Consider the following 21631-nt stretch of genomic DNA (forward strand, 5'->3'; position numbering starts at 1 on the left):
ATTCAGTGGACGCAGATGAGGGCTATGACCCCTTCTGCTGCGACCGATATTCACCCGGCGTTAGCCCGGTCCATTGGCGAAACGCACGAAAGAATACGCTGGGCTCCGAGTAACCGAGCAGCAGGGCGATTTCGGCGGCGGGCAGGTCACTGTTGTTCAGGTGCTGCTCGGCCAGTTGCCGGCGGGTGTCGTTGAGCAGTTGCTGGTAGTTGCAACCTTCATCGGCCAGACGTCGTTGCAGCGTGCGCTCGCTAAGGTGCAGATGGCGCGCCAGTTCACCACGATCCGGCTCGCCGCGGGCCAGTTGCTGGCCGAGCAAGGCCACCACGCGGACGCTCAACCCTTCACTGGGCAGCCTGGCGAGCAGGACCTCTGCGTGCTGGCGTAACAGGTTTTGTAACGGCGGGTTGGCCTGGATCAGCGGCGCGCTGGCCAGGCGGCGCGGCAGGACGATACCGTAATCACGGGCGGCAAATTGCAGCGGGCAGGCGAACGTGTCGCGGTAACTGTCCAGCCTCAGCGGCTCTGGATGAACAAACTGCGCGCGCAGCAGCTGCCAGTTATCCAACAGCGGATAGAACATCTGCACCCAACAGGCCATCAGTGCCAGCACCCGAGTACGGGTGGCCGGCAGTTCAGGATGCAGCGGGCGGTAGAGCAGCTGCAGCTCATCGCCCTGTTCGCGCAGCTGCACCTCGCCTCCCTCACCGACCAGGCGCTGGTAACGCAGCCCGGCAGCCAGTGCGTCACCCAGGGTCGGGCTACTTTGCAACAAGTAGCCAAGCACGCTGAACGGCCCAGGGGCGAGGTTGCAGCCCAGCGCCAGCCCAGGCTCAGCGTGTTCAATGCGACTGAGGTGCTGCCACAGTTGCTCCTGCGTGGCGAAGGGCACGCGTGCATCAGGATCGCTGAGCTGCTTATCGCTGAGCCCGCAGTCGCTCATCAGCTGAGAGCGATCAAGCCCCAGACGACTGGCCGCATGCAACACCGCGAGGGTGATGCTGGCACTGACCGAGGTATGTTGTGAATCCAGAGTGTGTTTGGCCATGGCCTGATTCTGCCCAAAGCTGTGGCTCGGCGGTAGCGGTTAGACGGATTGAGGTCCACAAGCGTGGCGCCTTACCGAGGAGGACAGAATGGTGGTTAACAGGAAATGCCTGAACGTGGATGTTGCCGGCGATGCTGTGGGGCATGCTCTCAGGCTATGCAGACAGGCCAACGAGTACGCCCTTTGGATTGCCACGGGTGGTCAGACGGGCATGTACTCGGTGGCGGGCCAGTCGATTTGTCGCCTGCTCAATCCCGGGGCAGACGAGCACGGAGTTGCATGCACGGCCCTGGACAACGGCAGCGCCCTGCGCTGCTACCGAGAGCAGGGATGGATGTAGCCAGCCACTACGGTGTGCAAGTTATTGCGCAGCAATCTGTGGATAAGTCTGTGCATACATCGAGGAGACTCATCGTGGGCAGCATGTTTGATCTGCTGAGCAATTTCCTGCGCAGCCCTGCGCAACAAGTTGCTCAGCTTTTAGTGATCTGGCGCACAGTGGGTTTGAATTCGGGCTTTAAAATATTACAAGACACTGATTTATAAGGTTTTTATTTAATTGGCATGCTTGTCGCTCTATGGGGAGTTCCCGGATCACTGCAGATCCATGACCCAAGGCAAGGAAAGCACTCATGCCAACACCCGCGTATCTGTCCCTCGAAGGCACCAAACAAGGCCTGATCACTGCCGGCACCTTCACCGAAGATTCCGTCGGTAACATCTTCCAGGAAGGTCATGAAGACCAGATCCTGGTTCAAGCCTTCAACCACCAGGTCATCATCCCGCGTGATCCGCAGTCCGGTCAGCCGACTGGCCAGCGCGTGCACAAGCCGCTGATGATCACCAAAGTCTTCGACAAATCCTCGCCGCTGATCTTCAACTCCCTGACCTCCGGTGAGCGTCTGTCCAAGTGCCGTCTGGAGTGGTACCGCACTTCCTCCACCGGTACTCAAGAGCACTACTTCACCATCGAGCTGGAAGATGCCGTGATCGTTGACGTGCAGTCGCGTATGCCGAACTGCCAGGACCCGAACATGTCGCACTTCACGCACCTTGAAGACGTGTACTTCACCTACCGCAAAATCGTCTGGACTCACGAAGTGTCCGGCACTTCCGGCTCCGACGACTGGCGTACCCCGATCTCCGCCTAAGAACCTATTTACGATCTCGCGAGCTAGAGATAAACGGGGACGAAAGCGGCCAAGGAAGCGGAGTTTACGATTTGTAAATGAGTATTCCGAGGCCGCTTTCAACGCCGTATAGCCGACGCGCAGCAGATCGTATGCAGGTTCTAAGCATTGGCTGAGTTCACGCATTACCGCTTCGGCCAGGCTTGTCCTGGCCGCTGCGTTTCCAGTGAGACCTGCGTCGCCAAACGCTGACAGGCATCGCGCAAAATCGCGAACAGGCAAGCCTGTTTTAGAAATGCGCAGTGGTTTGATTCATGGAACGAAACGAGAGGAACAACGAATGTTCGCCGCCGCCAACCGGACTCATTTCAGCCTGACGATCGAAGGTGTAAGCCACGACCTGCAGGTGCTCGAATTCAACGGTCGCGAGGCGATCAGTCAGCCCTTCGCGTTCGAACTGGAACTGGTCAGCGAACGTCCTGACCTGGATCTGGAAAGCCTGCTGCATCAGGCCGCCTTTCTCGCCTTCAACCAAACCGGCCACGGCATTCACGGGCAGATCTACCGCGTCGCCCAGGGCGAATCCGGCAAGCGCCTGACCCGCTACCACGTGACCCTGCGCCCGCAGTTGGCGTACCTGGCGCACCGCACCAACCAACGTATCTTCCAGCACCTGACGGTGGAGAAGATCATCAGCCAAGTGCTGCAAGAGCACGGCATTCAGGCCAACGCCTACCAATTCCAACTCGGCTCGATCTACCCTGAGCGCGAGTACTGCGTGCAGTACGACGAATCCGACCTGCACTTTGTCCAGCGCCTGTGCGAGGAAGAAGGGATTCACTACCACTTCCAGCACAGCGAGCAAGGCCATGCAGTGGTCTTCGGCGACGACCAGACGCCGTTCCCCAAACTCGCGCCTACCGCCTATCAGCAGGACAGCGGCTTGGTCGCTGACAAACCAGTCATCAAGCGCTTCGGCGTGCGCGTGGAAACACGTTCGAGCCGGGTGACCCGCCGCGATTATGACTTCGAAAAACCCAAGCTGCTGATGGAAGCGGACGCCAAGAGCGCGTTCAAACCCGACCTCGAGGATTACGACTACCCCGGCCGTTTTGTCGACCGTGAGCGCGGCAAACACCTTAGCCAGCGCATCCTCGAACGCCACCGCCACGACTTCGAACGGGCGCAAGGCGACGGCGATCAGCCGCTGCTGGTCAGCGGCCACTTCCTGGCGCTGACCGAGCACCCGCGCGCCAGCTGGAACGACCTCTGGCTGCTCACCGAAATCCACCACGAGGGCAAGCAGCCGCAGGTGCTGGAAGAGTCGGTGACCAGTCACACCGAGGCCAGCGATGGCTTCCAGCAGGGCTACCGTAACCGCTTTACCGCCACGCCCTGGACCGTGCTATATCGCCCGCCGCTCAATCACCCAAAACCGCGCATTCTCGGCAGCCAAAGCGCGGTAGTCACCGGGCCTGCGGGTGAAGAGATTCACTGCGACCAGTACGGCCGGATCAAGGTGCAATTCTTCTGGGACCGCGAAGGCCAGGCCGACGACAAAACCAGTTGCTGGCTGCGCGTGAGTTCAAGCTGGGCCGGCGACCGCTACGGCGGCATCGCCATTCCGCGCGTGGGCATGGAGGTGCTGGTCACCTTCCTCGAAGGCGATCCCGATCAACCGCTGGTCACCGGCTGCCTGTACCACGCCGAACACGTGGTGCCCTACGTCTTGCCGGCGAACAAGACCCGCAGCCTGTTCAAGACCCTCAGCAGCCCCGGCGGTGGTGGCTATAACGAGCTGCGTATCGAAGACAAAAAGGGCGCTGAACAGATCTACATCCACGCCGAGCGCGACTGGGATGAAAACATCGAGCACGACCAGAAAATCCGCATCGGCAACGAACGCCACGACACCGTCGAAGCCAACAGCTACAGCGAATTCAAAGCCGAAGAACACCGCACCACCCACGCCGACCGCAAAAGCGAAGTCAAAGCCAACGATCACCTGACCGTCGGTAACAACCAGCACATCAAAATCGGCACCGGTCAGTTCATTAACGCAGGCACAGAGATCCACCTGTCCAGCGGCCAGAAAGTCGTACTCGAAGCGGGCAGCGAACTGACCTTCAAAGCCGCCGGCAGCTTTATCAAGCTGGATGCCAGCGGCATCACCCTGGTCGGCCCGATTATCAAATTCAACTCCGGCGGTGCGCCGGGCAGTGGTTCGGGAGCTGCGCCGATGTTGCCGGGCAAGGTGAAACCGGCGGATGCGGATAAAGCGGGCAATTTACTGGAGCGGGCTGAAGCCGGGCTGAGGCTCGCGCCACCACAAGGCATATGCCTAGAGTGCTTACGCAAGGCCATGCGTGAAGGCAGTGCGACCCTAGCAGGAGCATCGGTATGACGGAGCAAGACGCCGCGCGCATCGACTGGGAAGCCGCAGTGGCGACCGAGCAGACGCTGGTCATGGTGGTAGAGCTTGGGCTGCTGGCTGAGGAATCTCGCCTTGGTCTTTTCTCCACACAGGCGGTCTGGCCACTGCTGCGGCAGCCGGGTGTCACCCATTTAAGCAATGAAGGCCCAGCGCTTATCGAGCTGAGTGGCCAGCCGTATGCCACCTATAGCCAGCTTCACGAGCAGCTCACTCGCAGCGCGCAGCATGGTTGGCTAAGCAGTCGGCTGGGCATAGTTGAACTGCAACAACACCTGGGCGATGCCCTGGCTTGCCGCAACATTGATGGTGAAACACTGCTGATCCGCAGTTATGCGAACAACGTAGCGCCCGTTCTGCATCAACGGCAGGAGCAGCCTTGGCACACATGGCTGTTCGGCCCCATCACGCAGTGGTGGCTGCCAGTCGGCCAAGGCTGGCACGCCCTAACAGGATTGGCGCAACGCAACGTGCCGCCCTATCACCCGATTGAACTTGACCAGGCGCTTGTGGAGGCATTGGGCGTTGATCCTCACGCGCAGGCACTGGTTGAAGAGCTACAGGCCGGTGCACCTGAGGTTTTCGCCGATGAGTGTTACGGTGCGCGCCTGAACCGTGCCAGTGAGGCATTGTCACAGGCGCGGGAGGCCGGCCTGACACGCCAGCCGGACCACTATTTTTATGCGCTGTATAGCTTGCTCGGCGGCCAAGCCATCCGCGACAACCCGAACTGGCCCGACATACTGCGCCGCGTAGAACAAAACGGAGAGGCACTGGCTCAGGTGCAAGCGGAACTGGACGAGGACAACCAAGGATGAACGGGCGAACGCACAAGGGCCTCAAGGACGCACCGCAATGCGAGGCTTAACCATGAACCGACTCCACGCGTGGCGTAACCGCTGGCAAGGGCTGCCGGGGTTCTTCAAATCACTGATTAGCCTGGCCTCTGTCGGCTTGCTGGTACTGGCCTACGTGGCCTGGGCCTATACGCAAATGCCGGGGGCCCTGCTTTATGGGCATAACCATACAGATCGCCCTGTTTTTAGTTACTTCGTCAATGACAATTGGGGTGGTAATGGCGGTGCTACGTGCTGCTGGCGCATTGAAGGCGATGTGTTAAAGGTGGAATGGATTAAAGGACGTACCGGCGAACAAGTCCGCCAAGGTGTACAGAAAGAAACCATCACGCAGCAGGTGCCCAACCCGCCGCGCACCCGGCAAGACAAATACCTGCATGTGCATTTCTTTCCGGGTGATCAGGTGCGCTTGTTTTGGAGCCCGAATCTGGACAGCCGTTATGAAAACCTCAAGGAAGCACCGCAATGAGAGGCTTAACCATGAACCGACTCCACGCGTGGCGTAACCGCTGGCAAGGGCTGCCGGGGTTCGTCAAATCGCTGCTTAGCCTGGCGTCTGTCGGCTTGCTGGTGCTGGGCTACGTGGCCTGGGCCTATACGCAAATGCCGGGGGCCCTGCTTTATGGGCATAACCACACAGATCGCCCTGTTTTTAGTTACTTCGTCAATGACAATTGGGGTGGTAATGGGGGTGCTACGTGCTGCTGGCGCATTGAAGGTGATGTGCTGAAAGTAGAGTGGATCAAAAGTATTACTCAACCGCAGTATGAAGCGGGTATGCGCGAAGAAACCCTTTCGCGGCAAGTGCCTAATCCCCCGCGCACCAGGCAAGACAAATACCTGCATGTACATTTCTTTCCGGGTGATCAGGTGCGCTTGTTTTGGAGCCCGAATCTGGATAGCCCCTTTGAGAATCTCAAAGACGCTCCAGGCAGCAAGGAGCAAACACAATGAGTTCTCGAATCACCGAAAAAGCCGCAGGTATGGCCGCTCGCTGTAAGCCTGTGCCTGCCAATTCTCATATATCAAATTGTGTACACACGTTGAGGATTGGGCTCTTCTTCGATGGATTCGGCCGCCATATTTTGAAAGATTTTCCGGCAGGTCGAGTTAGCAATATAGGGAAGTTGTTTCTTGTTCATCGGTTTGACCAGCCAGGCCAGCCTCAGGATCCACTTTTTTCATATAGAAAGTTCTATGCCTCTGGCCTTGGCGAAGACTTCTCCGCTGACCTGAATGTAACGGCCAACAGCGCCCTCACCCGCTTTGGCGCATCGGCCAGTGAGGAACCAGCCGATCAGGCTAAAGAGCAGGCCATTGAGTCCGCCAAGGATGCCTTCGACCCTAAACGCAATTGGTGGGAGCGCATTAGCCGCAGCCTGAAAAGCTTGCTGCAGAACCCGCTTAAGCTTGCGGGCCTGCTTAAAGGCGCGGCGATCGATGCCAGCCTAGAGGCCCTGGCCCCGGTGCGCGATAGCCGCTTTGCTGCCGAATTGTTAAAAACCGGTGCGGACACCCGGATTCAGGGCGCGGTTGATTTTCTTAACGAGGCAATCCGTAAAGTCGAGGCGCAACGCGACCAACCGCCGCTCAAGCATATCGAGTTAACCGTGTATGGCTTTGACTACGGGGCCACCTTGGCTCGGGCTTTTCTGCACGAATTACTCAGCCGTGAGCCGCAAGCCAAAGAGGGACCATACCGTTACCAGGGCAAGGCGCTGAATATTCTGTTTGCCGGGTTGTTTGATGGTGTGGATCGCAGCCATGTTGATTTCCCACTGCCGCTACCCCTGCGAACCGTTCTGGACGACGGCGGCCCGCTACCCGAGCGTGTGCAGCAGGCATTGCACCTGGTGGCAGGCCATGAACGGCGCTTTTACCGACGCGCACGCTTGCTGGGCAATAGCCGTACACAGTGGCGCGAAAAGTGGGTGCCCGGTGTCAGTGAAGATGTCGGCGGCAGCCTGCTGCCAGGGGAGCAGAAGCCCAGCGCCGAGCTGGCGTTGGTGAGTTTGCATGAGATGTACCATGCCGCTCGCCGCGCCGGTGCGCCGTTTCCTTCACTTGAAGAGCTGCCATTGACGGATCGGAAAACGGCCGAGCTCTTTATCTTCAACGACCACATCGATAACGTCAGCGCCAAAGGCCTTAGCCGGCATTATGAGCGCGAGGCGCAGGCCAGTCTGGCGCAGGTTCGGGCCTTTAGGCCTGTTTATGCCAATGCCCCAATGCGCCGCGAGCAACAACTGTTTGCCGCCCATATGCGCGTGTACATTCGCTGGCTTGCCGCGCTCTGGAAGCCCTATCAGGCGCGTATGCGACAACTCAACGAAGAGGAAGACCGGTTGCGTGCCGGCGCACTGGGCAGTATGAGCGGCATGCTGGGTATCTCGCGCGAAAGCGCCGCGCAACGCCAGGCGCGCGAAACGCGCTTGCAGGCCATCAATCAGGAAAGAACCCAGCTGCGCACCGACTTGGGTTGGCTGGAAGCGGTCCACGATGAAGCCACAAGCATGCGTGCCGCCCTGGACAACCCGGTGCGCGGCTGGCGTGCCGCCGGTACACGCGATCAAGCAGATTTGTGGGAGGTATTACTCTCAGCATGGTTTGAAGAACCATCGAGAACCATCAGCGAGCCCATGCATCGATTATTTGGTCACTTCGTCCACGACCGCCTCGCAGTGAGTGTGGCGCAGCGCTCAGTTAAGCAGCTGAGTGGACAAGAGTTCTTCGATATTCGAGGGTTTGATTTGCCCAGTTAGGCACGCTTTACCTGGCTTGGTATTACTTCAAGGACAGTGAGTTGCTCTAACTGACGAGATGCTCCACTTCAAAGGCGAAGAAGTGTGGGGTGGCCTATTCGGTTTTGGCAGCCTGCGTAAACCGGTGGAGTGGACCGGCAAAGACTTTGACCTCCATGCCGGCACCCGTGTCAGCACGGAGTCCGGCGTCGCCACCTACAGGCGCGTTTATCACCAGGACCGGGAATGCCGCGACCGCAATAAAATCAGCGGCAAACTAAGCTACTCCCCCCTGGAAGGCCTTACCCTAACGGGACTACTTTTTAAATTGCCGTGTCACCAGTCGAGCCAAGCGAATGATGGGGTAAAGAAAAGACAGTTTCTGCGGAAGTATGACCCAGCCACTGTCCTTGGTTGTAGGACTCAACCAGCCTTTCAATGCATGCCATTTCGCCAGGACGTTGTCCTGCATTGCGATATCGATCAACATGCGTTTAAAAATCCCCTGCCGGGTTGCCACCTGATCATCAGTAAGCGCTTCGCGAAGCCCATCGAGCGCGGCTTGAACCATCGCTCGGCTAGCCCTGCAGGGCCGGCGCACGTGTTGCAAAGGTGCTGCTACCTGCGCCCCAAACAAGACAGAGAGCAGGGTGAGGCAAGCATCAAGCATGGCGCGAGTACCCGTGCGTCTTATTTCCGCAGCCAGTTGCTCTGCATCCAGGTCCGCACGTTGTAGCAGTGCATGAATGTCCAAAAGCCAAACCAATTTGCGGAAACTGTGTTGGCTGGCATGTGCAATTAAGTATGGCAGGGCATGGATAGGGGCCAGGGTTGAGAGGCTTACGCCCTGTAAATCAACCTGCTGTGTCATACAGATTTCGGCGGGGAGTAAGTACTGATTGCGTAATAGGCGCCTATGCAGCTCCACTCTTGGCAGTCCGCCAGCATGAGTTAAGACAAGTTCATGATGTGCCTTGGGCAGCGGAAGCTGTTGCCCTGCTGCAACGCTATACCCCTGTTCATTGAAGACTCTCAGTGCCTCAGGCCACTGGTCCTCTCCAAGCAGGATATCCAGATCAACGCCCCCACGCGCACAAAGTTGACCATGCGCCTGTAGCGCCAGAGCCGGGCCCTTTAACGCCAAAGGCTGCAACCCGCATGCAGCAAGCGCTAACGTCAAACGCCTGAGGGTTGCACCTAGGCTAAGGGCTCTTAGTGCAATGGCTCTTCGCTCCAGCATAAGAGGAGCTGAATACCCAATGCCTAGAGCGTCCGCCCGAGCCTGATCAAGCAGGCCGGCGACTCCATGATGTCGAATAAACGCTGACAACCGTACCACGCAGGGCGCTGAAAACTCATGTTCAAAGCCCATCAACCAGAGCGTGGCGCTGAGCAACGCATTGTCTGATGAAGAATCACGGCGTTCAGCCTGAGTGGCATCGTGGTTTACTAAAGGCACATGCTGAGTAAGCATCAGGGGTGTGTATCCATCTCATAAGAGTCGCGGCCCACACGATTGGAGCTGGCAACTCACTGATCCAGCTTGCGGCAAAGCCATATCAGTCAGGGATATTACCCCATGCCATCATCAGCCAGACATTGGCCGGCGCTTAAACGCAAACGGGGCAGGGCCCCGCTGGATAAGTGGCATGCAAAGTCCGGCCTATCGCTTAAGGGTGTCCGGTTTGAACCTCGGATTTTTAGTATCCCGTCAAATGCCACTGCATGACGCGATTGTTCCGTTGGTTTCCCCACTCAGTCCGGATATGGTTGAACCGCTGTTTAGCACTTAAGCATTGATCATGTACGACCCACAGCCACAACGCTGAGCAGTTGGAAGATGGCACTCGTTTGCTGACCGACTGTGATTGCGGGTTTTATTTTCTGGTACGCGAATTGCCCATGAGTGCATCGTGGATCTAACCAAGTCTTTAATCTTTTTAAGCCAATGAATAACCAAGAATTTTTGCCAATTTTTAGCGTTCCTCTGCGAGCATTGGCGTTTGTCAGGCAATGCGGGGCACGCTCAGCAAGCATTGCCTCAATGGCGCTTCTGCTGTTAGGTAAAGCTGCGCTGGACGCTTTATCTGCTCTGCTGGTTGCCGCGTTACTTGGCGTGCTGCTTCCCATGGGCAGAAACCCTGCAGGTTGGTACGCACTGGCGGAGGAGCAATGGAATGCTCTAGCAGGCACCTGGGTATCGCCAGTGATGCTGCTCCTGGCGATATTGATCCTGTGCAAGGGCGTGCTTGCACCTGTGCTGTCGGGTATCCGTGGCCAGCTTATCGACGCCTGGACGCTGCTGATCTCCATGAAGGTTTTTGAGCGGGAGCTGACGCGCGAGGCTCCTCAGCGCATCGAACTGCACACTCAAGGCAGCAACGTTGCCGTCAACTACCTGGTACCCAAGATTGTCATGGGGACGGTACTGCCCAGCCTCGAGTTGCTCACCGAGCTAATGGTGATCAGTGTTCTGCTGGGTGTGTTGCTGATATTCGAACCACTGGCGACCGTCATAATGATCGCGGCCTTATTGGCTGCAGTAGCGGCGGGCAGCGTGCTGTCAAAATACCTCACGCCCTACCGATTGGGACGCAGCAGTAAGCCCCAAATATTGATGCAGCGCTGGGTTTCCGACAGCGTCGCCTGCTTGCGCGAAATCCGCCTCTACCGCCGGTTGCCCGCAGTATTAGGTGGCTATCTTCCCGTTGCAAAGCGCTTCGCCAGAGAAACCGCGCGCGAGCGAACGCTGATGGATATCCAGTCACCCGTCATAGAGCTATTACTCCTTTCGATTCTGGGCGGCGCGGTGCTGATTGCCAGTGAGACCACCTGGCAGGCAGATCTTCATCCGCTGGTGCTCTTTGCTGCCGTGGGTTTAAGGCTGATACCGGGCTTGCGCCGAATCTCGTTTAGCCTGCTCACGATTAAATTCTCGCGACCATTTTTTGAGCAGATAGCCGCAGCCAATCCGTCACCACCTGAGGTGCACACTCACGTCGAACCTTGCCAATCCCTACCCCAGCTTTTAATGAGCTGCGAAGCCCTGAATTTTCAGTACCCGCAGGCCGAGCAAAAGGTGATCGCCAACCTGAAGATGCACATGCACAAAAGCGATTGGGTCGGGTTGGTCGGTCAATCCGGCGCGGGGAAATCCACTCTGGTGGACCTGCTCATTGGCGAGTTAAAACCCACGGCCGGGTGCATACAGTGGTTCCACACTCAGCGCGAACACGGCTCTATAGGCTACATAGGCTACATAGGCTACATAGGCGCCTTTACCACACTGCTCCCCGGAACCTTGCGCGAGAACCTGGCTTTCCTCGGCACGGGCTGCACCGATGAGCACCTGATGAATGCCCTGAATATTACGGGGCTTGAAGCCTTGGTAAAGCGTTTCCCGAACGGACTGGACACTCCAGTTGAGGTTTTTGAACAACGCATTTCAAGTGGAGAACGGCAGCGTATCGGTCTTGCCCGCGCACTCCTGCATTCCCATGATCTGCTGATTCTTGACGAAGCGACTGCTTCCCTGGATCAGTTGACGGAACATCAATTTTTACAAGCCTTGCGCTCGGCCAGGCCAGAGCTAGCTGTATTGCTGATCACCCACCGACTGGCCGCGTTACGCTACATGGACCGCACCCTCCAGTTGGCAGACGGGGCGCTGCATGAGTTTGTTCCTGAGCCACAACCGCCCTCTGGGCTTCATGAACGAGCCTGAAAATAGCCGCTTGCGCGAGTCATCGATTGACGGAAGAGAAGTACAGCTCTGGAACAAGAAGGGCTAACGGTCTATGACCCTGTTTGAGGCCACTACGCAGACGCGTGTAAGGCCGTTACAAGGCCCAGACCTTAGAGGCACGGTTTAGCCACAGGCCAAAACAAAAAGGGCCTAGGTTTTCACCTAAGCCCTTGTTTTATATGGCGCACCAGGCGGGATTCGAACCCACGACCCCTGCCTTCGGAGGGCAGTACTCTATCCAGCTGAGCTACTGGTGCAGCGCGGGCGCAATCATACGCATGTCGCTGGCAGGCGTCCATGCTGGTGCCTTGTTCGTGATTCTGCACGGTCAGGCTAGTGCGGGGCTTTTCAGCATAAAGGCTTGAATAAGCGTGATTAGGCGTTAATTTTTTCGAACAGGCTCTTGCCCTTTACCCCTCATGACCCTAGGATTCGTTTGAGATTTCAAACGCTCATGCACAAAACCGTTGCACACGCATGAGCCGAGCGAACAAGCCTTTGCGACGCGGCCATGCGGCGCATTCGATAACCTGTACCGATGCCTGGGTGTCGGGTTTTAGGAGACTGCCATGCAACTGAAAGACACCCAGCTGTTTCGCCAGCAGGCGTTTATCGACGGTGTTTGGCTGGACGCGGACAGCGGCCAGACCATTCAGGTCAACAACCCGGCCACCGGTGAAATCATCGGCAGCGTGCCGAAAATGGGCACCGCCGAAACCCGTCGCGCCATTGAAGCGGCCGACCGTGCCTTGCCGGCTTGGCGTGCACTGACGGCCAAAGAGCGCTCGAACAAACTGCGTCGCTGGTTTGAACTGCTGATCGAAAATCAGGACGACCTCGGCCGTCTGATGACGCTGGAGCAAGGCAAGCCGCTGGCCGAAGCCAAGGGCGAGATTGCCTACGCGGCGTCCTTTATTGAGTGGTTCGCCGAAGAAGCCAAGCGTGTGTACGGTGACGTGATTCCGGGCCACCAGCCGGACAAGCGCCTGATCGTGATCAAGCAGCCAATCGGTGTAACTGCGGCCATCACGCCTTGGAACTTCCCGGCGGCGATGATCACCCGTAAAGCCGGCCCGGCACTGGCCGCAGGTTGCACCATGGTGATCAAGCCGGCGTCGCAAACGCCGTTCTCCGCGCTGGCACTGGTTGCGTTGGCTGAGCGTGCCGGTATTCCGAAAGGCGTGTTGAGCGTGGTCACCGGCAGCGCCGGCGAAGTGGGCGGCGAGCTGACCAGCAACCCGATCGTGCGCAAGCTGAGCTTCACCGGCTCCACTGAAATCGGTCGCCAACTGATGGCCGAATGCGCCAAGGACATCAAGAAGGTGTCGCTGGAGTTGGGCGGCAACGCACCGTTTATCGTGTTCGACGACGCCGACCTGGATAAAGCCGTTGAAGGCGCGCTGATTTCCAAATACCGCAACAACGGCCAAACCTGCGTGTGTGCCAACCGCCTGTACATTCAGGACGGCGTGTATGACGCCTTCGCCGAAAAACTGGCCGCTGCGGTGGCCAAGCTGCAGATCGGTAATGGTCTGGACAACGGCATCACCACCGGCCCGCTGATCGATGCCAAGGCCATGGCCAAGGTGCAGGAGCATATTGAAGACGCGGTCAGCAAAGGCGCACGCGTGCTCACGGGCGGCAAGCCGCACGCGCTGGGCGGCAGTTTCTTTGAGCCGACCATTCTGGTGGATGTGCCGAACAACGCGGCCGTCGCCAAGGAGGAAACCTTTGGCCCGCTGGCGCCGCTGTTCCGTTTCAAGGACGAGGCCGAGGTGATCGCCATGTCCAACGACACCGAGTTCGGTTTGGCTTCGTATTTCTACGCCCGTGACCTGGGCCGTGTGTTCCGTGTGGCCGAAGCCCTGGAATACGGTATGGTCGGCGTTAACACCGGGTTGATCTCCAATGAAGTGGCACCGTTCGGCGGTGTGAAAGCCTCTGGCCTCGGCCGCGAAGGCTCGAAGTACGGCATTGAGGACTACCTGGAAATCAAATACCTCTGCCTGGGCGTGTAACCTGGCGAAGTAACCCCGCAGGAGGCGCACGAGAGCGCTGCGTCTTCTGCATGTATATGGACATAGCTGTGGCCGGGTGTGTTGGGGCAGTCGATCATCGAATACTGCCAAGCCGCCGGTGACACATCCTTGAACCACGCCGAGATTGACCGGCGAATGAGGACTTTATGAGCAAGACCAACGAATCTTTGATGCAACGCCGCACCGCTGCCGTTCCGCGCGGCGTGGGCCAGATCCACCCGATCTTTGCCGAGTCGGCGAAGAACGCCACCGTCACCGACGTCGAAGGCCGCGAGTTTATCGACTTCGCCGGCGGCATCGCCGTGCTCAACACCGGTCACCTGCACCCGAAAGTGGTGGCAGCGGTGCAAGAACAACTGACCAAGCTGACCCACACCTGCTTCCAGGTGCTGGCGTATGAGCCGTACGTTGAACTGTGCGAGAAAGTTAACGCACGCGTGCCAGGCGACTTCGCCAAGAAAACCCTGCTGGTCACCACCGGCTCCGAAGCGGTCGAGAACTCGATCAAAATCGCTCGCGCTGCGACCGGCCGTGCGGGCGTGATCGCTTTCACCGGCGGCTACCACGGCCGCACCATGATGACCCTGGGCCTGACCGGTAAAGTCGTACCCTACTCGGCCGGCATGGGCCTGATGCCGGGCGGCATCTTCCGCGCCCAGTACCCGTGCGAACTGCACGGCGTGAGCAGCGATGATGCGATCGCCAGCATCGAGCGTATCTTCAAGAACGACGCCGAACCACGTGACATCGCCGCGATCATCATCGAGCCGGTGCAAGGCGAGGGTGGTTTCTACGTCGCGCCGAAAGACTTTATGCAGCGCCTGCGCGCCCTGTGTGATCAGCACGGCATCCTGCTGATCGCCGACGAAGTGCAGACCGGTGCCGGGCGTACCGGCACCTTCTTCGCCATGGAACAGATGGGCGTCGCCGCCGACCTGACCACCTTCGCCAAATCCATCGCCGGCGGTTTCCCGGTGGCGGGCGTGTGCGGCAAGGCGGAATACATGGACGCCATCGCCCCTGGCGGTCTGGGCGGCACTTACGCCGGCAGCCCGCTGGCCTGCGCCGCAGCGTTGGCGGTGATGGATGTATTCGAGGAAGAGAAGCTGCTGGACCGCTGCAAGGCCGTGGGCGAGCGCCTAGTTACCGGCCTGAAAGCCATTCAGGCCAAGCACACCAGCATCGGCGAAGTGCGTGCCCTCGGCGCCATGATTGCCATGGAACTGTGCGAAGGTGGCGACGTGCATAAGCCCAACGCCGCGCTGACCGGGCAGATCGTGGCCAAGGCGCGTGAGAAGGGCTTGATCCTGCTGTCGTGCGGTACTTACGGCAACGTCTTGCGCGTGCTGGTGCCGCTGACCGCTGAAGACGCACTGCTCGACCGTGGCCTGGCGATCATCGCCGAGTGCTTCGACGAACTGACCTAAGCCTCAGTGCGTGACCCACAAAACCCGCTTCGGCGGGTTTTGTGCATTTCAGCCCGTCGCGGCCACAACGCGTGGCACAACTCGCACCCGTGCAGGCAACAGCCATGCGTGGGAGGCGCTTTAGCGGCGATAGATTCGATGGCGCGCTCAGCCACGGAGGTTGGCGTTGAGCCTAACCGACGCCTCTCTGGCACTGGCAAAAAGCTCGCCGCTGATCCAAGTCAATAGACTGAAAAGCCTTCTCATTTAATACTTTAGCCGCTCTAGAATGGGCATTGCAGGCATGCTAATAGTTGATCCCTCCATCAGCTGCGGGTCGGCTAACAGTGGCTTTAAGCCTCGAATGCTTACACTGCGCGCCCTTCGGTCTGTGCCATCATTGTGCGATTGCCCTGTTTGAGGTGTTCATGCCGTCTTCGGCCAAAGCGTTGCACGTTCTGATTGCTGAGGCGGAACCCTGGACGGCCGATCTGCTCCTGCAACTGGTGCGCGATGTCAGGCCTGATGCGCGCATTCACGTGGCCAGCGACGGCGAAGCGGCTTTGGCGCATTGTCAGAAACGCTGGCCGGCGTTGGTCATCGCTGACGGCGAGTTACCGGGGGTGGACGGTTTGGCGTTGCTGCGCCAGTTGCGTCGCCTGCCGCGCGGTGCCCAATTGCCCTTCGTGCTGATCAGCGGGCGTCTCGATGTTCACAGCGTGCGCGCTGCGCGGCCACTGGCGCCAGCGGCTTACCTCGCCAAACCCTTCAATGCCGAAAAATTGCGTCAGCGCTTACAAACGCTACTCGGCAGTGCTAAAGCCGCATCGAACGCACCGGTGCGGCCCACCAACAGCCTGGATGACTACCTCAATGGGCGGCGCGAAGAAGGTCAGGGTGCGCCCTTGCTGGCCGAGGTTCGCGATGCCGTCAGCCGCTGCATGAACGGTGAAGACTATGACCTGCGCCAGTTGGAGCGCTTGTTTAGCCGCGAGCCGCAGATCACCGCGCGCCTGATTGCAGCAGCCAACAGCGCCGCCCAGCATCAGGGCGCACCTTGCCAGACCTTGCGTCAGGCGCTGCCGCGTCTGGGTGTGGCACATACGCTTAACCTGGTGCTGGGGCTGGCCATTCAGCGCAATGTGCAACTCAAAGACCCGCGTCTGGCGAGCCTGGCCCAAGCGGTTTATGCGCACACTGAACAGAGCGCCGATCTGGCGCACTGGTTGGCCAATGAACTGCATCTGGATGCCGAGCTGTGTTTTACCGCCGGTTTGCTGCACAACATCGGTGAGCTGGCTTTGTTGCGCAGCCTGCAGGATTGGCTGGATGGCGGAGGCGAATTAGACGATGAAGCGATTGCGCTGCAGATGAGTCGCCGCGCCGCCGGTTTTGGCTCGGCCCTGCGCATTCAGTGGCGTTTGCCGATTGGTTTGCGCGAGCTGATTGCGGCGTTCTACAGCTTGGGCAGCGGCGTGTTCAGTCGCGAGGCGGTGATCCTCAATCTGGTCAACGAGCTGCTTAATCTGGGCGACCGGCACCCCCACGAGTTGCTCGACAGCCGGTGTGCACGGCTGTTGCGCCTGGATGCCGGCTTGCTTAAACGGCTGCCGCTGCCGCGCCCGGCGGATGCTCAGGCGCTGGCAATGGCGTAAGCCGGGCTGAACGGTCAGAGATCCTTGGCGGCCAGGTCGGAAATGATCGCGTTGACGTCCATGCTTGCCCGCTCCATTTCCGTGACGGCGCGCAGCACTTTGCTCCAGTCTCTGCCTTGTGCCGCCTGCAGCGCTTCGTGGCCACTTTCGTGCACCACGCGGTGCGGCTGATCCAGCTGCTGGAAACTGCGTTGTTTGGCGTAACGCGCATGGGTGTCGCTGCTCTGGTACCACTGGCCCAGGCGGCAGCTGGTGTGGCTGCTGAGTTGGGTGTTGCTGTCTTGCAGAAACAGGCGCTGGTACACCGTGAGCTTGAACAGCAGGTGATCGAGTTTGACCGCCTCGCAGAACGAGCCCAGAGCAATGGCTTCAATCAGCTGGGTCATGTGTTCGCCGAGCACGACCATTTCATCCAGGGTCTGGGCTGAGCGCGATACATCCCCGGACAGCCGCGTGGCTTCACTCGACAGGCTGCCGATGGAACGGCTGGCGCTGTCGGTTTCCTGATTGATGCTGCCTACCAATGTGCTGATTTCCTGCGTGGCCTGGCTGGTGCGTTGCGCCAGTGCGCGCACCTCGTCGGCGACCACGGCAAAACCACGGCCTTGCTCGCCCGCGCGGGCGGCTTCGATGGCAGCGTTCAACGCCAGCAGGTTGGTTTGGTCGGAAATGGCTTTGATCAGCTCGACAATCCGACTGATCTCGCTGACCCGCTGTTGCAGCAGATCAACGCTTTGTACGCTGCTGACACCTTGCACGGCCATGCTGCTGAGCGACTCAGAAAAGCCGCCGAGCAGGGCCGAGGTCTGTTGGAAGATGCCGCTGTTTTGTTCGAGTTTGCTGACTTCGCGACTGAGCTGGTCAGCCTGCGCCACCACCCCGTCACGGGTTTGTGACAGCGAGTCTTCAAAGCGCGCCAGTTTGCCGTGCAGTTCGTGCTGGTAACGCGTTACGCCATTGAGTGCATCGCGTTCTTGCTGGTTTTGCTGAGTCAGGCTACGCAGCTCATCCAGCTCGCGCTGCATGGCCGATTTTTCCTGATTCAGGCGGCTGACTTCCTGCTCCAGACTTTCACAACGCAAACGCCATTTACTGTCGAACATGGTGCACAGAACTCCAAGGGAAGGCAGGAGAAAACATCCGGCACGGCCGGTTGTATCCTGTATTTCGGCTTATTCCAACAAAGGTTGAGCCGTATCAGCGTGGATCAAGCGGCAGGTGCAACTGCGTGTCCGTCAGGTGTCCATCGCTCAGCTTGGACAGTGGTTGCGGATGGCCGATGACGTAACCCTGAGCATAGTCCAGACCAAGGCGGTGCACGCAGTCGAGGCTGGCCTGGGTTTCGACAAATTCAGCCACGGTTCGCAGGCCCAGTTGCTGGGCGATCTGTTGCATGGAGCCGACCATGGCCTGATTGATCGGGTCGCTCTCCAGTTGCAGGATAAAACTGCCGTCGATTTTCAAAATATCCAGCGGCAAATGGCGCAGGTAGGCGTAGGACGCAAAACCGCTGCCGAAGTCATCCAGTGCCACCTTCAGGCCCATGCGGCGCAGTTGCGTAATCCATTGTGCCGAAACGCCCAGCTCGCCCAGGGCGACCATTTCCGTGACTTCAATGCACAGTTTGTGCGCGGGCAGGTTGTGCCGCTGCAGCTCCTGCTCCAACAGTTCGTGGAAGTGCACGTTGAGCAGTGAGCTGGCTGTCAGGTTGAGGTTGACCTGCTCGAGCTGCGCCAGGTGCAGGGGGTTGTCCGCCAGCCACTGCAGCAGGTGAGTGACCACCCAGCGGTCGATGGCACCGAGAAAGCCATAACGTTCAGCAGCGTCGAGAAACTGTCCGGGGCTGACCCATGCGCCAGTCTGCGGGTCGCGGTAGCGCAGCAACACTTCATAGTGCAGCCCGCAGGCTGGCTGTTGCAGCGCCATCACCGGCTGATAGAACAGCTCGAAGTGGCCTTGTTCGATCGCCTCACGCAGGCGGGTGATCCACTGCAACTGGCGTTGGTGTTCGAGCAGTTGGCCGTCTTCGGGGTTGAACTGCTGCACCTGATTGCGGCCCAGGTGCTTGGCCCGTTGGCTGGCGCTGTCGGCCCAGTTCAGCGCGGTTTCCCAGTCGGTCACCGCATGGTTGAGTGCCAGCAAGCCGACGCTGGCCTGCACGCGGAAGGGGCGTCCCTTCCAGGTGAAGACAAATTGCTCAACACATTGGCGCAGGGCTTCTGCGTGCGCCAGCGCTGTCGGGTTGTCGGCATCGCGCAGCAACACGGCGAACTCATCACCGCCCAGGCGCGCCAACTCGGCGGCGTGCGGCAGGTGATGGCGCAGCTGGCTGGAGAGCTGACGCAGCAGCTGATCGCCCGCCGAGTGGCCACACAGATCGTTGACCTGCTTGAACTGATCCAGATCCAGACTAAGCAAGTGACTGAACCGGCGCGCATCCTCGCCCTGAAGGCTTTCGCGCAACAGACGTTCCAGTTCGCGGCGATTGAGCAAACCGGTCAGCGAATCATGCGCGGCCAGGTACTGCAGGCGCTCTTCCAGGGCGCGACGTTCGCTGAGGTCAACCACGATGCCTTCGATGCAATCCTGGGTCGAACGCAGATGCAACGCTAGATACACCCAACGGCTCTGCCCATCCAGACCGTGCATCTGGCATTCCTGACTGATCGCGGGCTGCTCGCCGTGCAACTGCGAAACTTGCGCCGCCCAGTGTTCAGCGCCCAACAGCTGCTGCATGGACATATCCGCGTTCACCTGCGCCAATCCCAGCAGGGCGAGAAAACTCGGATTGGCCTCAATCAGCGTGCCGCTGCGGGTACAGCGGAAAATGCCCTCACCACTGCTGCTGAACAACGCCTGATACTGCTGCAGATTACCCAGCGCCTGGGCCTTGCTCTCGAGCAGAGCGCGACGGATCTGCTCCAGCTGTTTATCGAGGATGCCACCAAACAGCAGCATACTCAGCACCGGCAAGTAGGCGTGCATGTAATCGAAGCCCGACGGCAACGGAATCACCCCACTGCGCCCCAGCGGCACCAGCAGCATCAGCAGCAACGCCGAAGACCAGCACAGCAGGTAACCGACGGCGTAAGGTCGCCGCTGACGCAACCCGAGCAGCAGCAGCAACAGCTGGAACGCCCCGGTCAGCAGGATCAGCACGTTCAGCGCCTGGTAAGCGCGGTAATGGCCATAGCTGATGATGGTCCAGCCACACACCAACAAGGTGGCCGCAAACAGGACATTGCGCAGGTAGCGCACGCGGCCTAATTCAAGCTGCAACGCGCTGGCCAGGAACAGGCTGCTGAAAATCAGCATGCCGGGATTGGCCAGGTTGGCCAGCTGGGCCGATAACCAGGTCCACTGCTGCCCCAGCAGACTGATAACACCATGCAGACTAGCGTTGTACAGCGCCACACTCGCCACTGTCAGGCAGAACCACACCAGCGGCGGCTCGCGCAGGGTGCTGAATTTGACCAGGAAAAACAGCGTCAGGCTGAGCAGGGCACCCAGCAGCAGACCACTGCGCATCCAGTGCTCAGCCAGTAGCACAGCACTCTGCTCGGCCGCCACCAACTGCATGGGCACGCTCACTGCTGAACCACTTTGCACGCGCAACAGCAACGTATGCGGCCCCTGGCCGAGGCGAGGCAAACTAAACATGAAGTGCGGAGTTGGCTCACCCCGCTGCAGGAAAGGCCGGTGATCACCACTGTAGAAGGGCGCGATCAGACGATCCCGGTCGTACAGCCAGACCTCGATGTCGTCAAGAAAGGGTCGATCGATGATCAACTCCAGCTGCACGGCCACCGGCGCATCGAGGCGAAAAGCCAGCCACCAGGCACTCGCCGAATACCCCAGGCGCGGTACACCGCGTACCAGCGCGCCGTCGCGTTCGATCAACTGCTGCACTTCACCAGCGCTCAGGTTGCCCGTGCGATCTTCCAGCACCAGGCTGGCGGGCACCGCGACCGGCTGCGTCAACTGCTCGGCCTTCAGCGTCAGCATCGGTATCGACGCATCCACGGCATTGCTGCCCAGGACAACGCTGAGCAGCACAAGCAGAAAGGGAAGGTTGAACCGACGAAGCATCCTGGCGCCTCTATCTACTGCGAGGTGCGCCAGGGCTCAGGGTGAACACGGCTCGCCTGGGCGAGTTGACGCTCTGGAATTCTAGCTGAGAACTGGCGTTTTGATTGCGCTGACGGTCTCACTCAGCTCCAGCAGCAGACCGGTAATTTGCTCCGCGCTCATGTTGAAAGGATCAAAACGATCACTGGCCGAATATTTCAGAAACAACTCGCGATTCGCCTGCTTGGCACCGGCCCAGCCCATGCTCCAGGTGCTGTAGCGGCGCACGTTGATTTCGGCGTAGTCGAGGATGGTCAGGTCTTTGTGCCGACTGTCATCGGCCAGCCGGTTGTACAGCGCATTCACCTCGCTACGTGGGCCTTCGTGAGGCGTACAAGCATGATCGAGCCCTCAAAGACGGTAAAAGAAGACAAGGACTGTAATTGTGCAATACCTGTACAAGTGTTGTACAACTTATAAGGCGTAATTCTTGTTTACACCTGTGTAACAA

15 protein-coding genes, 1 tRNA gene and 2 pseudogenes are annotated in these 21631 nt (G+C 59.1%); 11 read left to right on the forward strand and 7 right to left on the reverse strand.

What is annotated here, in order from left to right:
* Window positions 1-22 precede the first annotated feature (22 nt).
* Entirely contained in the window at window positions 23-1048 is a 1026-nt protein-coding gene (locus tag OU997_RS07950) for an AraC family transcriptional regulator (RefSeq protein ID WP_267809581.1), read from the reverse strand.
* A gap of 330 nt (window positions 1049-1378) precedes the next feature.
* Between OU997_RS07950 and OU997_RS07955 the strand changes: the two genes are divergently transcribed.
* The 7 genes from OU997_RS07955 to OU997_RS07985 all read left to right on the forward strand — a co-directional run bounded on the left by OU997_RS07955 (window position 1379) and on the right by OU997_RS07985 (window position 8228).
* On the forward strand, window positions 1379-1594 hold the full coding sequence (locus OU997_RS07955; protein WP_267809582.1) for a hypothetical protein: 216 nt from the start codon (window positions 1379-1381) through the stop codon (window positions 1592-1594).
* 86 nt (window positions 1595-1680) lie between these two features.
* Window positions 1681-2199, forward strand: coding sequence for an Hcp family type VI secretion system effector (locus tag OU997_RS07960; RefSeq protein WP_108490538.1), 519 nt, complete (start codon window positions 1681-1683; stop codon window positions 2197-2199).
* 319 nt (window positions 2200-2518) lie between these two features.
* Window positions 2519-4582, forward strand: coding sequence for a type VI secretion system tip protein TssI/VgrG (gene tssI / locus OU997_RS07965; RefSeq protein ID WP_267809583.1), 2064 nt, complete (start codon window positions 2519-2521; stop codon window positions 4580-4582).
* A complete protein-coding gene (locus OU997_RS07970) occupies window positions 4579-5427 on the forward strand; it encodes a DUF4123 domain-containing protein (RefSeq protein WP_267809584.1) in 849 nt (282 codons plus the stop codon). Before tssI ends, OU997_RS07970 begins: the two co-directional genes overlap by 4 nt.
* Window positions 5428-5479: 52 nt before the next feature.
* On the forward strand, window positions 5480-5935 hold the full coding sequence (locus OU997_RS07975) for a DUF3304 domain-containing protein (protein ID WP_267809585.1): 456 nt from the start codon (window positions 5480-5482) through the stop codon (window positions 5933-5935).
* The gene (locus OU997_RS07980; protein WP_267809586.1) at window positions 5932-6420 is read left to right on the forward strand and encodes a DUF3304 domain-containing protein; all 489 of its coding nucleotides are present in this window, start codon (window positions 5932-5934) and stop codon (window positions 6418-6420) included. Before OU997_RS07975 ends, OU997_RS07980 begins: the two co-directional genes overlap by 4 nt.
* Window positions 6421-6593: 173 nt before the next feature.
* A complete protein-coding gene (locus OU997_RS07985; protein ID WP_267809587.1) occupies window positions 6594-8228 on the forward strand; it encodes a phospholipase effector Tle1 domain-containing protein in 1635 nt (544 codons plus the stop codon).
* A 295-nt stretch (window positions 8229-8523) separates the two neighbouring features.
* Here the strand turns inward: OU997_RS07985 and OU997_RS07990 are convergent, their stop codons facing one another.
* Complete coding sequence (locus tag OU997_RS07990) at window positions 8524-9681, reverse strand: nucleotidyltransferase family protein (protein WP_267809588.1); 1158 nt, start codon at window positions 9679-9681, stop codon at window positions 8524-8526.
* Window positions 9682-10251: 570 nt separating this feature from the next.
* On the opposite strand from OU997_RS07990, the gene OU997_RS07995 reads away from it, so the two are divergent.
* Window positions 10252-11931 carry an ABC transporter ATP-binding protein gene (locus OU997_RS07995; RefSeq protein ID WP_267809589.1) on the forward strand — a complete coding sequence of 560 codons (1680 nt, stop codon included), beginning with the start codon at window positions 10252-10254 and terminating at the stop codon, window positions 11929-11931.
* A 201-nt stretch (window positions 11932-12132) separates the two neighbouring features.
* On the opposite strand, the gene OU997_RS08000 is transcribed toward OU997_RS07995, so the two are convergent.
* A tRNA-Arg gene (locus OU997_RS08000) sits at window positions 12133-12209 on the reverse strand.
* A gap of 312 nt (window positions 12210-12521) precedes the next feature.
* On the opposite strand from OU997_RS08000, the gene gabD reads away from it, so the two are divergent.
* The 3 genes from gabD (at window position 12522) to OU997_RS08015 (ending at window position 17052) form a co-directional block, all read left to right on the forward strand.
* Window positions 12522-13970, forward strand: coding sequence for an NADP-dependent succinate-semialdehyde dehydrogenase (gabD, locus tag OU997_RS08005; protein WP_267809590.1), 1449 nt, complete (start codon window positions 12522-12524; stop codon window positions 13968-13970).
* Window positions 13971-14137: 167 nt separating this feature from the next.
* Window positions 14138-15418, forward strand: a complete 1281-nt coding sequence (gabT, locus tag OU997_RS08010) for a 4-aminobutyrate--2-oxoglutarate transaminase (protein ID WP_267809591.1) — start codon at window positions 14138-14140, stop codon at window positions 15416-15418.
* A gap of 407 nt (window positions 15419-15825) precedes the next feature.
* Window positions 15826-17052, forward strand: coding sequence for an HDOD domain-containing protein (locus OU997_RS08015; RefSeq protein WP_267809592.1), 1227 nt, complete (start codon window positions 15826-15828; stop codon window positions 17050-17052).
* Window positions 17053-17066: 14 nt separating this feature from the next.
* Here the strand turns inward: OU997_RS08015 and OU997_RS20980 are convergent, their stop codons facing one another.
* From OU997_RS20980 to OU997_RS08035, 4 genes and pseudogenes are all read right to left on the reverse strand, one after another.
* Entirely contained in the window at window positions 17067-17459 is a 393-nt protein-coding gene (locus OU997_RS20980) for a CZB domain-containing protein (RefSeq protein WP_371920685.1), read from the reverse strand.
* A 6-nt stretch (window positions 17460-17465) separates the two neighbouring features.
* A pseudogene (locus OU997_RS20985) lies at window positions 17466-17738 on the reverse strand (methyl-accepting chemotaxis protein); the annotation flags it as partial.
* Between the two features lie 511 nt (window positions 17739-18249).
* Window positions 18250-21141 (reverse strand): EAL domain-containing protein, encoded by a 2892-nt coding sequence (locus OU997_RS08030; RefSeq protein WP_267809593.1) that lies wholly within the window; start codon window positions 21139-21141, stop codon window positions 18250-18252.
* Between the two features lie 81 nt (window positions 21142-21222).
* Window positions 21223-21492, reverse strand: a pseudogene (locus OU997_RS08035) (BLUF domain-containing protein); the annotation flags it as partial.
* Window positions 21493-21631: the final 139 nt, after the last annotated feature.

Source organism: Pseudomonas sp. SL4(2022) (genome assembly GCF_026625725.1).
Taxonomy (GTDB): domain Bacteria; phylum Pseudomonadota; class Gammaproteobacteria; order Pseudomonadales; family Pseudomonadaceae; genus Aquipseudomonas.

What these genes read in the sequence shown, in the direction of transcription:
- OU997_RS07955 (WP_267809582.1), top strand. Translation starts at nt 1,379, where the DNA reads ATGGATGTAGCCAGCCACTACGGTGTGCAAGTTATTGCGCAGCAATCT.
- gabD (WP_267809590.1), top strand. Translation starts at nt 12,522, where the DNA reads ATGCAACTGAAAGACACCCAGCTGTTTCGCCAGCAGGCGTTTATCGAC.
- OU997_RS07995 (WP_267809589.1), top strand. Translation starts at nt 10,252, where the DNA reads ATGGCGCTTCTGCTGTTAGGTAAAGCTGCGCTGGACGCTTTATCTGCT.
- OU997_RS07990 (WP_267809588.1), bottom strand. Translation starts at nt 9,681, where the DNA reads ATGCTTACTCAGCATGTGCCTTTAGTAAACCACGATGCCACTCAGGCT.
- OU997_RS08015 (WP_267809592.1), top strand. Translation starts at nt 15,826, where the DNA reads ATGCCGTCTTCGGCCAAAGCGTTGCACGTTCTGATTGCTGAGGCGGAA.
- OU997_RS07960 (WP_108490538.1), top strand. Translation starts at nt 1,681, where the DNA reads ATGCCAACACCCGCGTATCTGTCCCTCGAAGGCACCAAACAAGGCCTG.
- OU997_RS07975 (WP_267809585.1), top strand. Translation starts at nt 5,480, where the DNA reads ATGAACCGACTCCACGCGTGGCGTAACCGCTGGCAAGGGCTGCCGGGG.
- OU997_RS20980 (WP_371920685.1), bottom strand. Translation starts at nt 17,459, where the DNA reads ATGGTCGTGCTCGGCGAACACATGACCCAGCTGATTGAAGCCATTGCT.
- OU997_RS07970 (WP_267809584.1), top strand. Translation starts at nt 4,579, where the DNA reads ATGACGGAGCAAGACGCCGCGCGCATCGACTGGGAAGCCGCAGTGGCG.
- OU997_RS07950 (WP_267809581.1), bottom strand. Translation starts at nt 1,048, where the DNA reads ATGGCCAAACACACTCTGGATTCACAACATACCTCGGTCAGTGCCAGC.
- tssI (WP_267809583.1), top strand. Translation starts at nt 2,519, where the DNA reads ATGTTCGCCGCCGCCAACCGGACTCATTTCAGCCTGACGATCGAAGGT.
- OU997_RS08030 (WP_267809593.1), bottom strand. Translation starts at nt 21,141, where the DNA reads ATGCTTCGTCGGTTCAACCTTCCCTTTCTGCTTGTGCTGCTCAGCGTT.
- OU997_RS07980 (WP_267809586.1), top strand. Translation starts at nt 5,932, where the DNA reads ATGAGAGGCTTAACCATGAACCGACTCCACGCGTGGCGTAACCGCTGG.
- gabT (WP_267809591.1), top strand. Translation starts at nt 14,138, where the DNA reads ATGAGCAAGACCAACGAATCTTTGATGCAACGCCGCACCGCTGCCGTT.